Consider the following 19,008-nt stretch of genomic DNA (forward strand, 5'->3'; position numbering starts at 1 on the left):
CGGGCGCTTGTGAATCTCTGCGGAGACTGGCATGCGCCTGGTCCTGCTCGCCTTCGTGGCGGGGAGCTGGTGGCTGCAACAGCAAGGCGCGCTGCCGGGCCGCGCGGCCGCCTGCGTGCTGTCGATGGCGGGCACGGCGGCGCTGCTCATGGCCATCCTCCTGCGCAACCGGCATCCGGCCTGGTCACGCCTGGCCCTTCTTCCTGTTGCGGTGCTGGCCGGCTTCGGCTGGTCGGCGTGGCGCGCGGACGCGCGCCTGCAAGAGCGGCTCGCGCCGGAGCTCCAGGGCGTCAACCTGGTTGTCGGCGGCGTGGTTGCGGGCCTGCCCGCGCAGGCGGCACGTGGCCAGCGCTTCGAATTCGCACCTGACGAGCCGGCTGCGGGGACGGCGCGCGCGCCGCAGCTGCCGCCGCGCGTCGTGCTGGGCTGGGAGGATGCGCCGGACGACCTGCTGCCCGGCCAGCGGCGGGTCTTCGCGCTGCGCCTGACGCGGCCACATGGCCTGGCCAATCCGCACGGCTTCGACTACGAATTCTGGCTGCTGGCGGGCGGGTTCGGGGCGACAGGCTACGTCCGCGCCGAGCGCGGGCCCGTGCGCGAGGCCGTCGGCGAACGCCTCGAATGGCGGATCGCGCGCTGGCGCGCCCGCGTGCGCGACCACGTGCTCGGCAGCCTGCCCGACGACGCCCGCTTTGCGCCCGTGCTGGCGGCGCTGGTGGTGGGCGACCAGCGCGGCATCCGGCCGCAGGACTGGACCTTGTTCACGCGCACCGGCATCGGCCACCTGATCAGCATCTCGGGCTTGCACATCACCATGATCTCCGGTCTCTGTTCCACGCTGGCGGCCTGGCTATGGCGGCATTCCTTCGGCCTGGGGCGCTGGCTGCGCCGGCCCTTGCCGCTGTGGTGGCCGGCGCGGCGCGCGGCGCTGGTGGTGGCGGTGCTGGCGGCCTTCGCCTACAGCTTGCTGGCGGGCATGCAGGTGCCGGCCCAGCGCACCGTATCGATGCTGGCGGTGGCGGCGCTGGCGCTGTGGAGCGGACGCGCGCCGCCGGCCTCGCTGGTGCTGGCCTGGGCCGCGTTCGTGGCGGTCGCGCTCGATCCGTGGGCGGTATTGTCGCCGGGGTTCTGGCTTTCGTTCGGCGCGGTGGGCGTGATCTTCCTGTGCGCCACGGCGCCCGCCCGCGGGCCCGGAGCGTCGCGGTGGCAGCGCGCGCGCCACGCGCTGGCGCAGGCCGCGCGCACGCAATGGGTCGTGACCATCGGCCTGGTGCCGCTGACCCTGCTGTTGTTCCAGCAGGTTTCCGTGATCTCCCCGCTGGCGAATGCGGTGGCGATTCCGCTGATCAGCCTGCTGGTGACGCCGCTGGCACTGCTTGCGGCTGCCTTGCCGGCACCGGCGGCCGGCTGGCTGCTGGCGCCGGCGCACTTGCTGCTGGACTGGCTGATGGTTGCGCTCGAGGCGATGGCGGCGCCGCCGTGGGCGGTCTGGCAGGCGGCGCGCGCCGGCCCGCTGGCGGTTGCCCTGGCGCTGGCCGGCGCGCTGGTGTTGCTGGCCCCGATGCGCTGCGGACTGCGTGCGCGCCTGCACGGCGCCATGTTGTTGTTGCCGATGGTGCTGGCCGGGCGGCAGCCGGTGGCGCATGGCGAATTCCGCGCCACCGCGCTCGATATCGGCCAGGGCACCGCGGTCCTGGTGGAGACGCGCTCGCACGTGCTGCTCTACGACGCCGGGCCAGCCTATGGCTGGGGCGCCGACGCGGCGCAGCCGGGCAACAGCGCCGGTGCGCGCGTCATCGTGCCTTACCTGCGCGGCGCCGGCGTGCGCGCGCTCGACCGCCTGGTGATCAGCCATGAAGACGCCGACCATGCCGGCGGCGCGCGCGACGTGATGGCGGCGCTGCCGGTGCAGGCAGTGCTGACGGCCGCGCCAGCGGCGCACCCGCTGCTGGTGCTGCCCCCCGGCATGGCATTGCCCGCTGTCGGTCCCTGCGCGGCGGGGCAGGCGTGGGAATGGGACGGCGTACGCTTTTCGATGTTGCATCCGCTGCCGCAGGCGGCAGGCAATGCCGCGTTCGACAGCAATGCGCGTTCGTGCGTACTGAAGGTGGCGGGCAGCGGGCGCAGCCTCTTGCTGACCGGAGACATCGGCCGGCGCGATGAGGCCGCCTTGCTGGCGCGCCTGCCGGGGCAAGACCTGCGCGCGGACTTCCTGCAGGTGCCGCACCATGGCAGCGGCACCTCATCGAGCGCGTCGTTCCTGGCCGTGGTGGCGCCCGAGCTGGCGTTGTTCCAGCTCGGCCACGGCAACCGCTACCGGCATCCGCGCGCGGACGTGTGGGAGCGCTACGCCTCGCGCGAGATCGCCCGCTACCGCAGCGACGAGACCGGCGCGGTGCAGATCACGACGCGGGGCGGCGCTTACGCGCTGCAGGCTTACCGTCAGCACGAGCGGCGCTACTGGCGCGCGGCGCCGCCTGCGCCCCGTTGACCTGGGCGGGTTCGGCCTGGGCGATGCGGCGCTCGCGCAGGTGGGCCTTGGCGCGCTGCAGGCCGGCAGAGACAATGTCGGCACGCTCCAGCGCAACGCCCGCCGCCAGCACGTCGCCCAGCACCAGGTGGCAGATGCGCGAGGTCATCGGGGTGTAGACCTCGCTGTCTTCCTCGACGTCGGAGAACACGCAGACATCGGCCAGCTTGGCCAGCGGCGAGCCGCTGTGCGTCAGCGCCAGCACGCTGGCGCCGCTCGCGCGGGCCAGCGTGGCGGCGGCCAGCATGTCCCAGGTGCGGCCGCTGTTGGACACCAGCACGGCAACGTCGCCCGGGCCGAGCAGGGCGGCGGACATGCTGAACACGTGCGAATCCGAGTAGGCGGTGGTGGGGATGCCGAGGCGGAAGAACTTGTGCTGGATGTCCAGCGCGACGATGCCGGAATTGCCGCAGCCATAGAACTCGATGCGATGCGCCGCGGCGAGCAGCTTGATGCCGTGCTCGATCTGATCCGCGGACAGCGCGTTGCGCACCGTCATCAGGGTGGCGATGGTGCGGTCGAACACCTTGCCGGCGATATCGGCGGGGCGGTCCTCGGCCTTGACGTCCTGGTGCACGAAGGGCGTGCCGCCACCGACGTTCTGGGCGAACTGCAGCTTGAACTCGCGGAAGCCGTCGTAGCCGAGCGCGGCGCAGAAGCGCGCGATGGTGGGTTGCGAGACGCCCGCGCGTTCGGCCAGTTCGGGCATGGACAAGCGGATCACGCTGGCGCCGTGGCGGGTCACGTAATCCGCCAGGCGGCGTTCGGAGGGGCGAAGCGTGTCGTAGACAGCAAGAATTCGGTCGCGCATGGTGGGGGAGGCCGGTGTTGGCGTGCCGGCGATTTCGTCGGGCATGCCTGCCGGATTCATGTGCCGGCGGTTCGATGAGTATGTAGATATTCTACATAAATGGCGATGGAATGCCGCGCCTGTGAGCCCGCGTTTCTGCTAGGGATTTCACCTATTCCGGCCATATTTGAGGATTAGTCGACGCATTGTGATCCATGCGCGAGATGCTTTTGTCGATCCTTTCTATATAATGTAGAAAATCTACAAGAAAACACGTTCACGGATCTACAAACCAGGAACTCCCACGAATGTCGCAAGCCCTCCATTCCGAAGTGCAGGCCGTCACCGCGCGCGTGGTCGCGCGCAGCCAGCGCGGTCGCGCTGCCTACCTGGCGCGCTGCGAGCGGGCCCAGCAAGAACTGGGGCCGCTGCGTGGCTTGTCGTGTGCCAACGTGGCGCACGGCATCGCTGCGCTGCCCGCGCATGACAAGCTCAAGCTGCGGGTCGAACATGCCGCCAATCTCGGCATTGTCACGGCCTACAACGACATGCTTTCCGCCCACCAGCCGTACGAGCGCTATCCCGGCGTGATCCGCGAGGCCGCCCGCGCGGTGGGCGCGGTGGCGCAGGTGGCGGGCGGCGTGCCGGCGATGTGCGACGGCATCACGCAAGGCAATGCCGGCATGGAGCTGTCGCTGTTCTCGCGCGACGCCATCGCCATGGCCACGGCGGTATCGCTGTCGCACAACACCTTCGACGCCGCCGTGATGCTTGGCGTGTGCGACAAGATCGTGCCGGGCCTGCTGATGGGCGCGCTGCAGTTCGGCCACCTGCCGGTGGTGTTCGTGCCGGCCGGGCCCATGGCGACGGGCCTGTCCAACAAGGAAAAGGCGCGCGTGCGCCAGCTCTACGCGACCGGACAGGTTGGCCGCGAAGCCTTGCTGGAGGCAGAGTGCGAGGCCTATCACGGGGCCGGCACCTGCACCTTCTACGGTACCGCCAACAGCAACCAGTTCCTGATGGAGATCATGGGCCTGCATATGCCGGGCTCGGCCTTCGTCCATCCGGACAGCGGCCTGCGCGACGCGCTGACCGCGGCCGCCGCGCAGCGCGCGCTGGCGCTCACGGCCCGTGGCCCGGACTACCTGCCGCTGGCACGCATCGTCGACGAACGCGCGGTGGTCAACGCCATCGTCGGCCTGCTGGCCACCGGTGGCTCGACCAACCACACCATCCACCTGGTGGCGATGGCACGCGCGGCCGGGATCGTGATCGACTGGGACGATTTCGACCGCCTGTCGCGCATCACGCCGCTGCTGGCACGGGTCTATCCCAACGGCTCGGCCGACGTGAACCATTTCCATGCCGCCGGCGGCGTGGCCTACGTGATCCGCCAGCTGCTCGCAGCCGGGCTGCTGCACGAAGACGTGGAAACCGTGGCCGGCCGCGGGTTGGCGCGCTATACGCAGGAACCGGTCATGACCGACGGCGTGCTGCGGTGGCGCGACGGCCCCACCGCCAGCGGCGACGCGGCGGTGCTGGCCAGCGCGGTCGAGCCGTTCTCGCCCGAAGGCGGGCTGCGCCTGCTGCAGGGCAATCTCGGCCGCGGCATGATCAAGGTGTCGGCGGTGGCGCCCGAGCACCGCGTGGTGGAGGCGCCGGCGCGCGTGTTCGATTCGCAGGAAGGCCTGCAGGCCGCCTTCGAGGCCGGCGAGCTGACCGGCGACATGGTCGCGGTGGTGCGCTTCCAGGGGCCCAACGCCAACGGCATGCCCGAACTGCACCGCCTCACGCCGGTGCTGGGCTCGCTGCAGGACGCCGGGCACAAGGTCGCGCTGGTGACCGACGGCCGCATGTCGGGCGCCTCCGGCAAGGTGCCGGCGGTGATTCATGTGTGTCCGGAGGCGCTTTCTGGCGGACCGCTGGCGCGCGTGCGCGACGGTGACCGCATCCGCGTCGACGCTGTCGCCGGCACGCTCGAATGGCTTGGCGGCGCGCCCGGCGAATCCGCGCTCGAGGCGCGCGCGCTGGCGCCCTCGCCGGACGACGACTTCGCCAGTTTCAGCGTCGGCCGCGGCCTGTTCGGGCTGTTCCGCCGCCATGCGCGGATCGCCGAAGAGGGCGGCAGCGCGCTCGACCTGTCCGAGGCCGACGCGCCTGGCGCTGTCCAAACCGCCGTGGCCGTCGCACAATAGGCCGCGCCCCGGGCAATTCATCCGTTTTGTGCCCCTGTCCGCCGTCCGGCGGGCAGGGGCGACCCCAAGCCTGCGCACGCCAGACCTATCATGGAACATGGCTGCAGGGACGGGCGGTTTCCAGGAACCACCCGTCGCACGGCGCGGGGACTACCGACAAGGATGGGAAAACCATCCGATCACGATCGTTGGAGCAGACATGATCTACATCCTGATGGGCGTTTCCGGCAGCGGGAAAACCACGGTCGGCCAGTTGCTGGCCAAGAACCTGCATTGCGGCTTCCATGACGCCGATGAATTCCACAGCGCGGCCAACAAGGAGAAGATGCATAACGGCATCCCCCTGACCGACGAAGACCGCTGGCCCTGGCTGGCCGCCATGCGCGCGGCGATCGACGCGGCCCGCGCCGAGGGCCGTACCCATGTGTTCACCTGCTCGGCGCTGCGCCAGGTCTACCGCGACCGCCTGTTGCCGTCCGAGGGCGGCGTGACCTTCGTCTATATGAAAGGCGACGCCGCGGTGATCGGCGGGCGCCTGTCCGAGCGCAGCGACCACTTCTTCAACCCGGCCTTGCTGCAAAGCCAGTTCGAGACGCTGGAAGAGCCGAGCGACGCGCTGGTGCTCGATATCCGGCAGACGCCGGAGGCGCTGGTGCAGCGCATCCTGGCCCAGGTGCCCGCGACCGCGGCGGTGCGCTAGGGGGGTGACTCCGGTCCGGGGCGCGCTTTTCCCCTTGGGCGCGCCGGGGCTGGCAGGCATCTTGCTACATATATCATCGATGGCGCGGACGCTTGCTGCTTGCGGCTTTCGTGGCCATGGGTATCATCCCAATCAGGACAGCACTTCGACGCATGACGCATGGCCAGCGGCTTCGCCGGCCCGGGTGGTGGCCTCGAAATGCTGTGCCGGGAAGAACAAGCCAATCAAAACGGGATCGCCGGCAGCTTGGGCGGCGCCCAAATCATGGGGGAACGGCCATCATGGCGGCGCGGTTTTTCGACGAGATGCTCGATTGGCAAGATGGCGTGGCAGCGGCAATCCACGCGGGGCAGCCCCTGCCGGCAGGGGCGGTGCGCGGGCACTACAAGCAGTTCGCGGACTGGCTGGCGCGCCAGTCCGAAGGAACCATGGGCAACAAGCGCGCGGAGGCGGACCTGATCTTCCGGCGCGTGGGCATCACCTTCGCTGTCTACGGCGACAAGGACGAGTCCAACAGCGGCACCGAGCGCACCATTCCGTTCGACGTGATTCCCCGCATCTTTCCCGCCAGCGAGTGGGCCACGCTGGAGCGCGGGCTGCGCCAGCGCGTATCGGCGCTGAACCGCTTCATCCATGACATCTACCACGGCCAGGACATCATCCGCGCCGGCGTGATCCCGCCCGACCAGATCTACAACAACGCCCAGTACCGGCCAGAGATGCTCGGCATCGACGTGCCGCGCGACATCTACGCCCACGTGGCCGGCATCGACGTGGTGCGCGCGGGCGAGGGCGAGTTCTACGTGCTGGAAGACAACCTGCGCGTGCCCTCCGGCGTGTCCTACATGCTGGAAAACCGCAAGATGATGATGCGGCTGTTCCCGGACCTGTTCGCGCGCAACCGCGTGGCGCCGGTGGCCCACTATCCCGACCTGCTGCTCGACATGCTGCGCGGCGTCTCGCCGCAGAACATCGCCGATCCGACCGTGGTGGTGCTCACGCCGGGCATGTACAACTCGGCCTACTTCGAGCACGCCTTCCTCGCGCAGCAGATGGGCGTGGAACTGGTCGAGGGCAGCGACCTGTTCGTGCAGGACGAGCACCTCTACATGCGCACCACGCAGGGGCCGCAGCGCATCGACGTGATCTACCGTCGCGTCGACGACGATTTCCTCGATCCGCTCGTGTTCCGTCCCGACTCCACGCTGGGCGCGGCGGGGCTGCTGTCGGTCTACCGTGCCGGCAACGTGACCATCTGCAATGCCATCGGCACCGGCGTGGCCGACGACAAGTCGATCTACCCCTACGTGCCCGACATGATCCGCTTCTACCTCGGCGAGGAAGCGATCCTCAACAACGTGCCGACCTATATGTGCAGGCGCCCCGACGACCTGCAGTACGTGCTCGACCACATGGACGAACTGGTGGTCAAGGAAACCCACGGCGCCGGCGGCTACGGCATGCTGGTGGGGCCCGCCGCCACGCGCGCGGAGATCGACACTTTCCGTGAAGTGGTGCGCGCGCGTCCGGAGCAGTACATCGCGCAGCCCACGCTGGCGCTGTCGACCTGCCCGACCTACGTGGAAGCGGGCATCGCGCCGCGCCATATCGACCTGCGGCCCTTCGTGCTGTCGGGCAAGGATGTGCGCATGGTGCCGGGCGGGCTGACGCGCGTGGCCTTGCGCGAAGGCTCGCTGGTGGTCAATTCGTCGCAGGGCGGCGGCACCAAGGACACCTGGGTGCTGGAGCGCTGAAGCGCCGGAATGGCCGGATGCGGGGCGCGCCAGGCGTGCCCGCGGATTGTTGGGATTGCCGCGCCGCCGCTGTCCATGCGCGGGCGGCGTGGACGAACAGCGCAGTACGAGGGGACTGACCATGCTAAGCCGCACCGCCGACCATCTGTTCTGGATGGCGCGCTATACCGAACGCGCGGAGAACACCGCGCGCATGCTCGACGTGAACTACCAGACTTCGCTGCTGCCGCAATCGGCGGAAGTGGCGGAGCAGGGCTGGTGGGCGATGCTCGACATTTCCGAGCTGACCGCCGTGTTCGACAACAAATACGGCCTGCTCACGCGCGACGATGTGATCGACTTCATGGTGCGCGACATGACCAATCCGTCGTCGATCATGAGCTGCCTGCGCGCTGCCCGCGAGAACGCGCGCGCGGTGCGCGGCTCGCTCACCACCGAGGTCTGGGAAACCATCAACACCACCTGGCTCGATGTGCAGCGCCTGATCGCAGATGGCGTGCTGTGCGAGGACCCGGCGCAGTTCTTCGAGTGGGTCAAGTTCCGCTCGCACCTGGCGCGCGGCGTGCAGTTCGGCACCATGCTCAAGGACGACGCCTTCCACTTCATGCGGCTGGGCACCTTCCTCGAGCGCGCTGACAATACCGCGCGGATCCTCGACGTGAAGTTCCAGGCCAGCACCGTCGACGACAGCGATCCCAACCGCGACGCCAACGATTTCTATCACTGGGCGGCGGTGCTGCGCTCGGTGTCGGGGTTCGAGGTCTACCGCAAGATCTACCGCACGGTGATCACGCCCGAGCGCGTGGCGGAGCTGCTGGTGCTGCGCCCGGACATGCCGCGTTCGCTGGTGTCGAGCCTGGACGAGGTGGTGGCGATCCTGGCGCTGGTGGGCAACCAGCATTCCTCGGAGACCGAGCGGCAGGCTGGTAAACTCCACGCCGATTTGAAATACGCGCGCATCGACGACATCTTCGCCGTCGGCCTGCACGCTTACCTGACCAGTTTCCTAGAGCGCATCGGCGACCTCGGCAACGGCATCAGCCGGGATTTCCTCGTGCCGCTGCTGGCTGCCTGAACCACTCGCGTGGTAGTCGCGCCGGCCTCGCCATATCGTGAAATACAAGATCCATCACAAGACCGTCTACCGCTATGCCGAGCCGGTCCGCCGCAGCGTGCACGAACTGCGCCTGGCACCGCGCTCGGGGCCGCTCCAGACCGTGCGGGAGTGGCACCTGTCGGTGCCGGGCAACCTGTCCGAGGCGCGCGACGGTTTCGGCAATATCGTGCACAGCTTCACCGTCGCCGGTCCGGCCCGGACCCTGGTGATCGAAGCCAGCGGCGTGGTGGAAGTGACGCCGGCGGCGGGCGGCAGCGCGCCGCTGTTCTGCGATGCGCCGCCCGCGGGCGAGGCGCGCGTGTCGCCGCTGTATTACCTGGGCGGCACGCCGCTGACCGCGGCCGAACCCGAGATGATCCGCTTTGCCGCGCCTTACCTCGCGGCGGGGCATGAGGTGCCTGCGCTGCTGGCGCTGGCCGGCGGCATTGCCGAGCGCGTGCGCTACGTGCCCGACAGCACCGATGTCGGCACTTCGGCCAGCGAGGCGTTCGCGCTGGGCGGCGGCGTCTGCCAGGACCAGGYGCAGGTGATGGTGGCATGCTGCCGCGCCCTCGGCGTGCCGGCGCGCTATGTCAGCGGTTATTTCTACGACCCTGCGGCCGCGGCGCTGGCCGGCCATGCCTGGGCCGATATCTGCGTGGATGCGGGCAGGGAATTGTGGTGCAGCGTCGACGTGACCCATCGCTGCCTCAGCGATGCGCGCCACGTGCGGCTGGCCGTGGGCCGCGACTACCGCATGGCCGCGCCGGTTCGCGGCGTGCGCGAGGGGGGCAGTGGCGAGCGGCTGGCGGTCGAGATCGCGATTGCACCGGAACAGTGAATCGGACGGTGCGCCGCGCACCACGCGCGGGCGCCCGTTGCGGTATCGAACGCGCCCCCGCGGCGCTAGAATGCGGCATTGAAGTGGCCTCGTGCCAGATGGCATGGCATGGCATGGCAAGGCCGGACGTGCGCGGAATGTCCACGCTGAATGTGCGCGCCGAGTGTGCACGCTGAGTGTTCACCATAACTAGACAAGATCATGACGTACTGTGTTGCCATGCGCCTGGACGCCGGCCTGGTGTTTCTCTCCGACTCGCGCACGAATGCGGGTGTCGACGCGATTTCCAGCGCGCGCAAGATGACCGTGTTCGAAGAGCCCGGCGACCGCGTCATGGTGCTGCTCACGGCCGGCAACCTGGCAATCAGCCAGGCGGTGCGGCAGATCCTGGCCGAAGGGCGTGACGAGAAGCGCTCGCTGTGGACCGCGCGCGATCTGTTCGAAGCCGCCACCATCGTCGGCGACGCCGTGCGCCAGGTGCACAAGCATGATGCCCACGCGCTGCGCGATGCCGGTATCGAGTTCAATGTCAGCCTGATCTTCGGCGGGCAGATCCGCGGGGAGCGCGTGCGCCTGTTCAATGTGTACGCGGCCGGCAACTTTGTCGAAGCCACGCCCGAGAACTGCTATTTCCAGATCGGCGAGGCCAAGTACGGCAAGCCCATCATCGACCGTGTGGTGGAGCCTTCGCTGCCGCTGGGCGAGGCCGCCAAGTGCGCGCTGATCTCGATGGACTCCACGCTCAAGTCGAATATCTCGGTAGGCCTGCCGCTGGACCTGCTGGTGTATGAAGCCAATGCGCTGCGGGTGAGCCGCTTCGTCAACATCGACGAGAAGAACGCCTACTTCCGCATGATCCGCGATACCTGGGGCCAGCGCCTGCGCCAGGTCTTCGGCGAAATCCACGACCCCGAATGGGATGCGGCAGCCCCGGCGGAGTTTCCGCTGGCGCGCCCGGGCGAAGCCGATCGCTGGGGCCAGCCCGTGCGCGCCAAGCGCGAGCGCAGCAACGGCCGCGGCTGAGGGTTCGCCATGCGTGACATCCTGCATTTCTCGCATGCCAACGGTTTCCCGGTCAGCACCTACCGCAAACTGTTTTCGCGCCTGGAAGACGAGTTCGAGATCCGCGCGGTGGACCGCTACGGGCACGACCCGAAATACCCGGTCACGCGCGAGTGGCCGCACCTGGTGGATGAACTGCTGGCCTCGGTAGAGCAGAAGTACCGCGAGCCGGTGTGGCTGGTGGGGCATTCCCTGGGGGGCTTCCTGTCGCTGATGGCGGCCCTGCGGCGCCCGCAGCTGGTGCGCGGCGTGGTCATGCTCGACTCGCCGGTGATCGCCGGCTGGCGCGCGGCGCTGCTCAAGGCGGGGCAGCGCTTCGGCCTGGACGAGGCGCCCGGCCCGGCGGCGGTGACGCGCAGGCGGCGCACGCATTGGCCCGATGCCGAGGCGGTCTGGCAGCACTTTCGCAGCAAGCCGCTGTTCGCGGCGTGGGACGAAGACGTGCTGCGCGACTATGCCGAGCACGGCACCGAACCCACCGGACGCGACGCCGAGCGCCGCCTGCGCTTCGAGCGCGAGATCGAATACCAGATCTACCGCACGCTGCCGACCGGCCTTGGCGCGCGCGTGTCGCGCGGCGCGCCGGTGCCGGTCGGCTTTGTCGCCGGCAAGCACTCGCGCGAGGTCCGGCAATGCGGGCTTGGCGCCACGCGCAAGCTGGTGGGCGAGCGCCTGCGCTTCATCGAAGGCGGGCACCTGTACCCGATGGAGCGCCCGGAGCAGACCGCCGCGCTGATCCACGAGCTGCTCGGCGGCATGCGGCGCGAGGCCGGCCAGCGGCTCTGATGACGGGATGAGAGGCAAACGCCGCATGCGCTCGCCCGGCCCGCGGCGCGGCCGCCTGTCACAAATGCGGCGCTGCAGCAGGCGGGCTCTCATGTATAATCCCGATTTCCCCGGCAAGCTCGGTTTATGACCAAATTCGTCTTCGTCACCGGTGGCGTCGTCTCTTCTCTCGGCAAGGGCATCGCTGCTGCTTCGCTCGCGGCCATTCTCGAGTCGCGYGGCCTCAAAGTCACCCTCCTCAAGCTAGATCCCTACATCAATGTCGATCCCGGCACGATGAGCCCTTTCCAGCATGGCGAGGTGTTTGTCACGGAAGACGGCGCGGAAACCGACCTCGATCTCGGCCACTACGAGCGTTTCGTCTCGGCCAAGATGCGCAAGTCCAATAACTTCACCACGGGCCAGATCTACGAATCGGTGATCCGCAAGGAACGCCGCGGCGAGTACCTCGGCAAGACGGTGCAGGTGATCCCGCATATCACGAACGAGATCCAGGCCTTCATCGAGCGCGGCGCGGCTGCCTCGCATGGCGGCAAGGCGGACGTGGCACTGGTGGAAATCGGCGGCACGGTCGGCGACATCGAATCGCTGCCCTTCCTGGAAGCCGCGCGCCAGATGAGCCTGCGCATGGGCCGCAACCATGCCGCCTTCGTGCACCTGACGCTGGTGCCGTTCATTGCCAGCGCCGGCGAGCTGAAGACCAAGCCGACCCAGCACTCGGTGCAGAAGCTGCGTGAAATCGGCATCTCGCCGACCGCGCTGCTGTGCCGCGCCGACCGCCCGATCCCGGACGAAGAGCGCGCCAAGATTTCGCTGTTCTCCAACATCCCGCAGGAAGCCGTGATCTCGGTGTGGGACGTGGACAGCATCTACAAGATCCCGCAGATGCTCAACGAGCAGGGCCTCGACCGCCTGATCTGCGAAGAACTGCGTATCGATCCGAAGCCGGCGGATCTCTCCATGTGGCAGCGCCTGGTCAATGCCCAGGAAAATCCGCAGCACGAGATCACCATCGGCATGGTCGGCAAGTACGTCGACCTGACCGAATCGTACAAGTCGCTGATCGAGGCGCTGCGCCACGCCGGCATGCATACCGCTACCCGCGTGAACATCGAGTACATCGATTCCGAGGAGCTCGAATCGGGCCACCTGGAAGTGCTCGCGCCGCTGGATGCCATCCTGGTGCCGGGCGGCTTCGGCAAGCGTGGCACCGAGGGCAAGATCCGCGCGATCCAGTACGCACGCGAGAACAAGGTGCCGTACCTGGGCATCTGCCTGGGCATGCAGCTGGCGGTGATCGAGTTTGCCCGCCACGTGGCGGGGATGGCCGATGCCAACTCGACCGAATTCAACCTGGAAACCGAGCATCCGGTGGTCGCGCTGATCACCGAATGGGTGGACCGCGAAGGCAAGGTCGAGCAGCGCTCGGCCGAGTCCGACCTGGGCGGCACCATGCGCCTGGGCGCGCAGCGCGTGCCGGTCAAGGCAGGCACCAAGGCCGGCCAGATCTACGGCCCGGAAGTCAACGAGCGCCATCGCCACCGCTACGAGGTCAACAACCACTACGTGCCCACGCTGGAAAAGTCGGGCATGGTGATCTCGGCGCGGACCCCGACGGAAGACCTGCCGGAAATGATGGAGCTGCCGGAAAGCCTGCACCCGTGGTTCGTCGGCGTACAGTTCCACCCGGAATTTACCTCCACCCCGCGTGACGGCCATCCGCTGTTCAAGGCCTACGTGGAAGCGGCGCTGGCCAGCCAGAAGAGCAAGGCGGCCTGAGGGCCCGGCACCGCGCAAGCAGGAGACTAGCGATGAAACTCTGTGGCTTCGAGGCTGGCCTGGGCCAGCCCTTCTTCCTGATCGCCGGTCCGTGCGTGATCGAGTCCGAGCAGATGGCGCTGGATACCGCCGGCGAGCTCAAGGCGATCACCGGCGAACTCGGCATCCCGTTTATCTACAAGTCCTCGTTCGACAAGGCCAACCGCTCGTCGGGCAGGACCTTCCGCGGCCTGGGCATGGAGAGGGGTCTCGAGATCCTCGCCACCGTCAAGCGCGAGATCGGCGTGCCGGTGCTGACCGACATCCACGAGATCGACGAGGTCAAGCCGGTGGCCGCCGTGGTCGACGTGCTGCAGACGCCGGCCTTCCTGTGCCGGCAGACCGATTTCATCCGCGCCTGCGCGCAGAGCGGCCGTCCCGTCAATATCAAGAAGGGACAGTTCCTGGCGCCGCACGACATGAAGAACGTCATCGACAAGGCACGCGACGCCGCGCGCGAGGCGGGCCTGCCGGAAGACAGCTTCATGGCCTGCGAACGCGGCGTGTCCTTCGGCTACAACAATCTGGTCTCCGACATGCGCTCGCTGGCGATCATGCGCGAGACCGGCGCCCCGGTGGTGTTCGACGCGACTCACTCGGTGCAGTTGCCGGGCGGGCAGGGCACCAGCTCGGGCGGCCAGCGCGAGTTCGTGCCGGTGCTGGCGCGCGCGGCGGTGGCAACCGGCGTGGCCGGCCTGTTCATGGAAACCCATCCGGATCCGAGCAAGGCCATGTCCGACGGACCCAACGCGGTGCCGCTGTCGCGCATGAAGGAATTGCTGTCCGTGCTCAAGGATCTCGATGCGCTGACCAAGCGCGCGGGCTTCCTCGAAGACAATTTCGGCTGGCCGGCCTGCGCCTGAGCGGGCCCCGGTTCGCACCGCCGGCAGGCGTTCCCGCTGAGGAAAAGCCGCCGGTGGTGACGAATCGTATCGAAAGACAATACAAAAGCTTCGGAGACACTGCATGGCCGCAGGCTATATCATCGCCTACGTCGACGTGACGGACCCCCAGCAGTACGAGCAGTACAAGGTGCTGTCGAGCAAGGCCATTCAAGCCCACGGCGCCGAGGTGCTGGTGCGCGGCGGCAAGGTCGGGCAACTCGAGGGGGAATGGGCGCCGACCCGTGTCGTGGTGCTGAAATTCCCTAGCTTCGCGGCGGCAAAATCGTTCCACGACTCCGAAGAGTATCGCGCCGCGCGCGCCTCGCGCGAGCATGCGGCGAAGATGAACATGATCGTGGTGGAAGGCGTCTGACATATTGGTCAGGCATCATCCGCGCTGATCCCGATTTGCCGGCTCCTGGCATAGCCGGCAGGCAGAAAGATTCAAACAGTCAGAGAGGAATTCATGAGTGCAATCGTAGATATCATCGGTCGCGAAGTTCTCGACTCGCGCGGCAACCCGACGGTCGAGTGCGACGTCCTGCTGGAATCCGGCGTGATGGGCCGCGCGGCGGTGCCGTCGGGCGCCTCCACCGGTTCGCGCGAAGCCATCGAGCTGCGTGACGGCGACAAGTCGCGCTATCTCGGCAAGGGCGTGCTGAAGGCGGTCGAGCATATCAACACCGAGATCTCCGAAGCCATCATGGGCCTGGACGCTTCCGAGCAGGCCTTCCTGGACCGCACCCTGATCGACCTCGACGGCACCGAGAACAAGGGCCGCCTGGGCGCCAACGCCACGCTGGCCGTGTCGATGGCCGTGGCCCGCGCCGCTGCTGAGGAAGCCGGCCTGCCGCTGTACCGCTACTTCGGTGGCTCGGGCGCGATGCAGATGCCGGTGCCGATGATGAACATCGTCAACGGTGGCGCGCACGCCAACAACAGCCTGGATATCCAGGAGTTCATGATCATGCCGGTGTCGCAGAAGAGCTTCCGCGAAGCCCTGCGTTGCGGCGCCGAAGTGTTCCATGCACTGAAGAAGATCCTGGCCGACAAGGGCATGTCCACCGCGGTGGGCGACGAAGGCGGTTTCGCGCCGAACTTCGCGTCGAACGAAGAGTGCCTGAACACCATCGTGCAAGCCGTCGAGAAGGCAGGCTACCGCATGGGCGAAGACGTGCTGCTGGCGCTGGACTGCGCCGCCAGCGAGTTCTTCCGCGAAGGCGAGGACCTGTATCACCTGGAAGGCGAAGGCCTGAAACTGACCTCGACCCAGTTCGCCGACTACCTGGCCAACCTGTGCGACAAGTTCCCGATCGTSTCGATCGAGGACGGCATGGCCGAGGRCGACTGGGACGGCTGGAAGACGCTGACCGACAAGCTSGGCAAGCGCGTGCAGCTGGTGGGYGACGACCTGTTCGTCACCAACACCAAGATCCTGAAGGAAGGCATCGAGAAAGGCATCGGCAACTCGATCCTGATCAAGATCAACCAGATCGGCACCCTGACCGAGACCTTCGCCGCCATCGAAATGGCCAAGCGCGCGGGCTACACCGCCGTGATCTCGCACCGTTCGGGCGAGACCGAGGACAGCACCATCGCCGATATCGCGGTGGGCACCAATGCCGGCCAGATCAAGACCGGCTCGCTGTCGCGTTCGGACCGCATCTCGAAGTACAACCAGCTGCTGCGCATCGAGGAAGACCTCGGCGATATCGCCAGCTACCCGGGCAAGAGCGCGTTCTACAATCTGCGCTAAGCTCGCGTCATGCGCCGGCCCGGACAAGATGCCCGGGCCGGCGCCGACGATCCTGAATTCTTCTTCAAAGCGCCAGAATCCACATGCGCCTGATCTCGCTGCTGCTGTTCGTGCTCTTGCTTGCCATTCAGTATCCCCTGTGGCTGGGCAAGGGCGGCTGGCTGCGCGTGTGGGACCTGGACAAGCATGTGCAGGAACAGAGCGCGCGCAATCAGTCGCTCAAGCTGCGCAACGCCAAGCTGGAAGGGGAAGTGAAGGATCTGCAGGACGGCACCGGCGCCATCGAGGAGCGTGCCCGCTACGAGTTGGGCATGGTCAAGGACGGCGAGGTGTTCGTGCAGTTCGTGGCGCCCGCGCCTAAGGTCAGCGCCACGCCGCCGCTGCCGCCGCCGCCGAACTCCCCGGCCGCCACTGGCCGTCATTGAGGCATTTCCGCCCGGATTTCATCGCCGGCGCCCGGCTCTGGCCGCCGCAATCTCTGCCCCGTCTTCATCCGCCGTTGCCGCCCGGTCGCGCACGACCACACAGCCCGCATTGAGCCCGCATTGCGTGTGCGCCTTGGGACGCTTCATCGGGGCGCTTGCCGCCTTGTCGCCACACGCCCTCACCAGTACGGATAACCGCCCCAGCCCGGAAAGCCGCCGCTGATACCGACGCCGCCGCCCCAGTGGCCGCCGCCCCAGCCGCCGTAGAACAGGTTCCAGCTGGGCGTGGGATAGGCGTAGTAGGCGCGCGAGTAGGCCTGCGCCTGCTGCTGGCGCGCGATGGCCGCATCCTGCTCGTGCAGGATGTCGCGGTTCAGCGCGCTCAGCTTCTGGCTTTCTTCGGGCGTGATCGGCGCGGGCGGGACGCCGTCAGGTGCCAGCCGCGCCGTCGGGGGCGAGCCGTTGATGTCGCGCGGCAACTGGGCGCAGCCGCCGAGCAGCACGGCGCCCAGCAGCAGTGCGCCAAGGGCGCCCGCCGCGCGCCATGTCGCGGCGGGGAGCAGGTTCGAAGACGAAGCGGGCATGAGATTCCCCCTGACTCTGTGGTCGCTGACGCTTTGACCCCGGCAGGCGGTGCAAAGGTTCCGCCTGAGCAGCCTGGCCGCCTGGAAAATGCTCCCGGTCAGTGGTGCTGGCCGGCCCCCTCGCCGGCGCCGGTGGCGATCGGTGCCGGTGCGAACAATTGCGCGCAGTCGACCGGGTCGAAGTGATAGTGCTGGCCGCAGAAGTCGCAATGGATGTCCACATTGCCGCGTTCTTCCAGGATGCTCTCGATCTCGGTGCGGCCGAGGTTCTGCAGCATGCTGGCCACCTTGGGGCGCGAGCACGAGCAATTGAAATGCGGGCTGAGCGGCTCGAACACGCGCACGCCGGTGTCCTGCAGATCTTCCCAGAATAGGCGGCGCAGCAGCGTGTCGGGCGTCTCGGCGAGCAGTTCTTCGCTCTTCAGCGTGGCGCCGAGCTGGCAGGCGCGGTCCCAGGTGTCGAGATCCTGCGCGCGGGCGCTGCCGCCCAGCGGAGCGCCGGTTTCACCCACTTGCGCGGGGCCGCGTCCGGCATGGCCCTCCATGGTGCCGCCGTAGCTCGGCAGCTTCTGCAGCAGCATGCCGGCGGCGACCTGGTCGTCGGCGGCCAGCCACAGGCGCGTGTCGAGTTGCTCGGAGGCGCGCATATAGTGCTCGAGCACCGCGGCCATGGATTCGAAGGTGCCATGCGCATCGGCCAGCGGCACGATACTCTGGTAGGCCTGCTGGCCCGGCAGCTTGTCCTTCGGATCCAGGGTGATGGCGAAGCGGCCGCCGCCGTGCACGTTGACGAGATCCTCCAGCGTGGCGTCGTCGGCCACCTGCACGCCTTCGGCCAGCTTGGCCGTGGCGCGCATCGACAGGTCGGACAGGCACTCCACCACCAGCATGCGCACCGGGCCGTCCCCGTGCACCTGCATCACCAGGGCTCCGTTCAACTTCAGGTTGGCGGTGAGCAGGGCGGCCGCGGACATCATTTCACCCAGCAGCCGGCGCACCGGTGCGGGATATTGATTGCGGCGCAGCACGTCCTGCCAGGTGGCGTGCATGCGCACCAGCTCGCCGCGCACGGGGGCCGCGTCGAACAGGAATTTCTGCAGGGTGTCGGGGGAGGTGGTGTCAGTCACGATGATCCGTCGGTAAATCGGTGCGGGCGCAGTCCTTGGCCGGCGCGCCTTAGTCGATGCGTTTTAGTTGGGTCTTGTACAAGGCCTGGCGCGTGGCGTAGGTCTCGGCATTGCGGTACAGGTTGGCCACGTCCTGCTCGGTGAGCTCGCGCACCACCTTGGCTGGCGCTCCCAGGATCAGCGAGCGGTCCGGAAAGACCTTGCCCTCGGTGACCACCGCGCCGGCGCCGACCAGGCATTCCTTGCCGATCACCGCGCGGTTCAGGATCACGGCCTGGATGCCGATCAGCGAGCCTTCGCCGACGGTGCAGCCGTGCAGCATGGCCTGGTGGCCGATCGACACCTTGTCGCCGATGGTCAGCGGGCAGCCGGGATCGGTGTGGAGCACGGTGCCTTCCTGCACATTGCTGGACTCGCCCACCACGATCGGTTCGTTGTCGCCGCGGATCACCACGCCCGGCCATGCACTGGCGCGCGCCTTGAGCGTCACGTTGCCAATGATGGTGGCCTCCGGTGCCACGTAGGCGTCCGGATCGATGATCGGGGTGAGGTCGCCGAGCTGGTAAAGCGCCATGAAGTCTCCTGCACAAGTTCGTATGGGTATATGGGGTCTGCCGCCGGCCTTTAAAGAGCGTACGCCGGCGGCGCCGCGCGGCGGGA

The 19,008-nt window shown here is 68.0% G+C and carries 17 protein-coding genes; 13 read left to right on the top strand and 4 right to left on the bottom strand.

Translation table 11 applies throughout. The annotated features are described in order from the left end of the window. Positions 1-31: 31 nt before the first annotated feature. Positions 32-2,491, top strand: coding sequence for a DNA internalization-related competence protein ComEC/Rec2 (locus AB4Z48_RS24745; protein WP_441618828.1), 2,460 nt, complete (start codon positions 32-34; stop codon positions 2,489-2,491). Here AB4Z48_RS24745 and AB4Z48_RS24750 read toward each other — a convergent pair. Beyond that, entirely contained in the window at positions 2,403-3,341 is a 939-nt protein-coding gene (locus tag AB4Z48_RS24750) for a MurR/RpiR family transcriptional regulator (protein ID WP_441618932.1), read from the bottom strand. The genes AB4Z48_RS24745 and AB4Z48_RS24750 overlap by 89 nt on opposite strands. Positions 3,342-3,628: 287 nt before the next feature. Here AB4Z48_RS24750 and edd point away from each other — a divergent pair, with 287 nt between their 5' ends. The 12 genes from edd to ftsB all read left to right on the top strand — a co-directional run bounded on the left by edd (position 3,629) and on the right by ftsB (position 16,637). Then, positions 3,629-5,515 (top strand): phosphogluconate dehydratase, encoded by a 1,887-nt coding sequence (gene edd, locus AB4Z48_RS24755; RefSeq protein ID WP_441618830.1) that lies wholly within the window; start codon positions 3,629-3,631, stop codon positions 5,513-5,515. Between the two features lie 199 nt (positions 5,516-5,714). Next, on the top strand, positions 5,715-6,215 hold the full coding sequence (locus AB4Z48_RS24760; protein ID WP_441618832.1) for a gluconokinase: 501 nt from the start codon (positions 5,715-5,717) through the stop codon (positions 6,213-6,215). Positions 6,216-6,496: 281 nt separating this feature from the next. Next, a complete protein-coding gene (locus AB4Z48_RS24765) occupies positions 6,497-7,969 on the top strand; it encodes a circularly permuted type 2 ATP-grasp protein (RefSeq protein ID WP_441618834.1) in 1,473 nt (490 codons plus the stop codon). A 121-nt stretch (positions 7,970-8,090) separates the two neighbouring features. After that, on the top strand, positions 8,091-9,044 hold the full coding sequence (locus AB4Z48_RS24770; RefSeq protein ID WP_441618836.1) for an alpha-E domain-containing protein: 954 nt from the start codon (positions 8,091-8,093) through the stop codon (positions 9,042-9,044). A 37-nt stretch (positions 9,045-9,081) separates the two neighbouring features. Continuing rightward, positions 9,082-9,906 carry a transglutaminase family protein gene (locus AB4Z48_RS24775; protein WP_441618838.1) on the top strand — a complete coding sequence of 275 codons (825 nt, stop codon included), beginning with the start codon at positions 9,082-9,084 and terminating at the stop codon, positions 9,904-9,906. Positions 9,907-10,107: 201 nt separating this feature from the next. Beyond that, the gene (locus AB4Z48_RS24780) at positions 10,108-10,929 is read left to right on the top strand and encodes a peptidase (protein ID WP_441618840.1); all 822 of its coding nucleotides are present in this window, start codon (positions 10,108-10,110) and stop codon (positions 10,927-10,929) included. Positions 10,930-10,938: 9 nt separating this feature from the next. Next, positions 10,939-11,754 (top strand): alpha/beta fold hydrolase, encoded by an 816-nt coding sequence (locus AB4Z48_RS24785; RefSeq protein WP_441618842.1) that lies wholly within the window; start codon positions 10,939-10,941, stop codon positions 11,752-11,754. A 126-nt stretch (positions 11,755-11,880) separates the two neighbouring features. Further along, positions 11,881-13,533, top strand: a complete 1,653-nt coding sequence (locus tag AB4Z48_RS24790; protein WP_441618844.1) for a CTP synthase — start codon at positions 11,881-11,883, stop codon at positions 13,531-13,533. 32 nt (positions 13,534-13,565) lie between these two features. Beyond that, positions 13,566-14,435 (top strand): 3-deoxy-8-phosphooctulonate synthase, encoded by an 870-nt coding sequence (gene kdsA, locus AB4Z48_RS24795; protein ID WP_441618845.1) that lies wholly within the window; start codon positions 13,566-13,568, stop codon positions 14,433-14,435. A gap of 103 nt (positions 14,436-14,538) precedes the next feature. After that, positions 14,539-14,829, top strand: a complete 291-nt coding sequence (locus AB4Z48_RS24800) for a DUF1330 domain-containing protein (RefSeq protein WP_441618847.1) — start codon at positions 14,539-14,541, stop codon at positions 14,827-14,829. A gap of 93 nt (positions 14,830-14,922) precedes the next feature. Next, positions 14,923-16,212, top strand: a complete 1,290-nt coding sequence (gene eno, locus AB4Z48_RS24805) for a phosphopyruvate hydratase (protein ID WP_441618848.1) — start codon at positions 14,923-14,925, stop codon at positions 16,210-16,212. A gap of 83 nt (positions 16,213-16,295) precedes the next feature. Beyond that, complete coding sequence (gene ftsB / locus AB4Z48_RS24810) at positions 16,296-16,637, top strand: cell division protein FtsB (RefSeq protein ID WP_441618850.1); 342 nt, start codon at positions 16,296-16,298, stop codon at positions 16,635-16,637. A 179-nt stretch (positions 16,638-16,816) separates the two neighbouring features. On the opposite strand, the gene AB4Z48_RS24815 is transcribed toward ftsB, so the two are convergent. From AB4Z48_RS24815 to AB4Z48_RS24825, 3 genes are all read right to left on the bottom strand, one after another. Beyond that, entirely contained in the window at positions 16,817-17,221 is a 405-nt protein-coding gene (locus AB4Z48_RS24815) for a hypothetical protein (RefSeq protein ID WP_441618852.1), read from the bottom strand. Positions 17,222-17,319: 98 nt separating this feature from the next. Beyond that, a complete protein-coding gene (hslO, locus tag AB4Z48_RS24820; protein WP_441618854.1) occupies positions 17,320-18,348 on the bottom strand; it encodes an Hsp33 family molecular chaperone HslO in 1,029 nt (342 codons plus the stop codon). A 49-nt stretch (positions 18,349-18,397) separates the two neighbouring features. Then, complete coding sequence (locus AB4Z48_RS24825) at positions 18,398-18,922, bottom strand: gamma carbonic anhydrase family protein (protein WP_441618856.1); 525 nt, start codon at positions 18,920-18,922, stop codon at positions 18,398-18,400. Positions 18,923-19,008: the final 86 nt, after the last annotated feature.

Origin of the sequence: Cupriavidus sp. 2TAF22 (assembly GCF_052115045.1) — a bacterium.
Taxonomy (GTDB): domain Bacteria; phylum Pseudomonadota; class Gammaproteobacteria; order Burkholderiales; family Burkholderiaceae; genus Cupriavidus.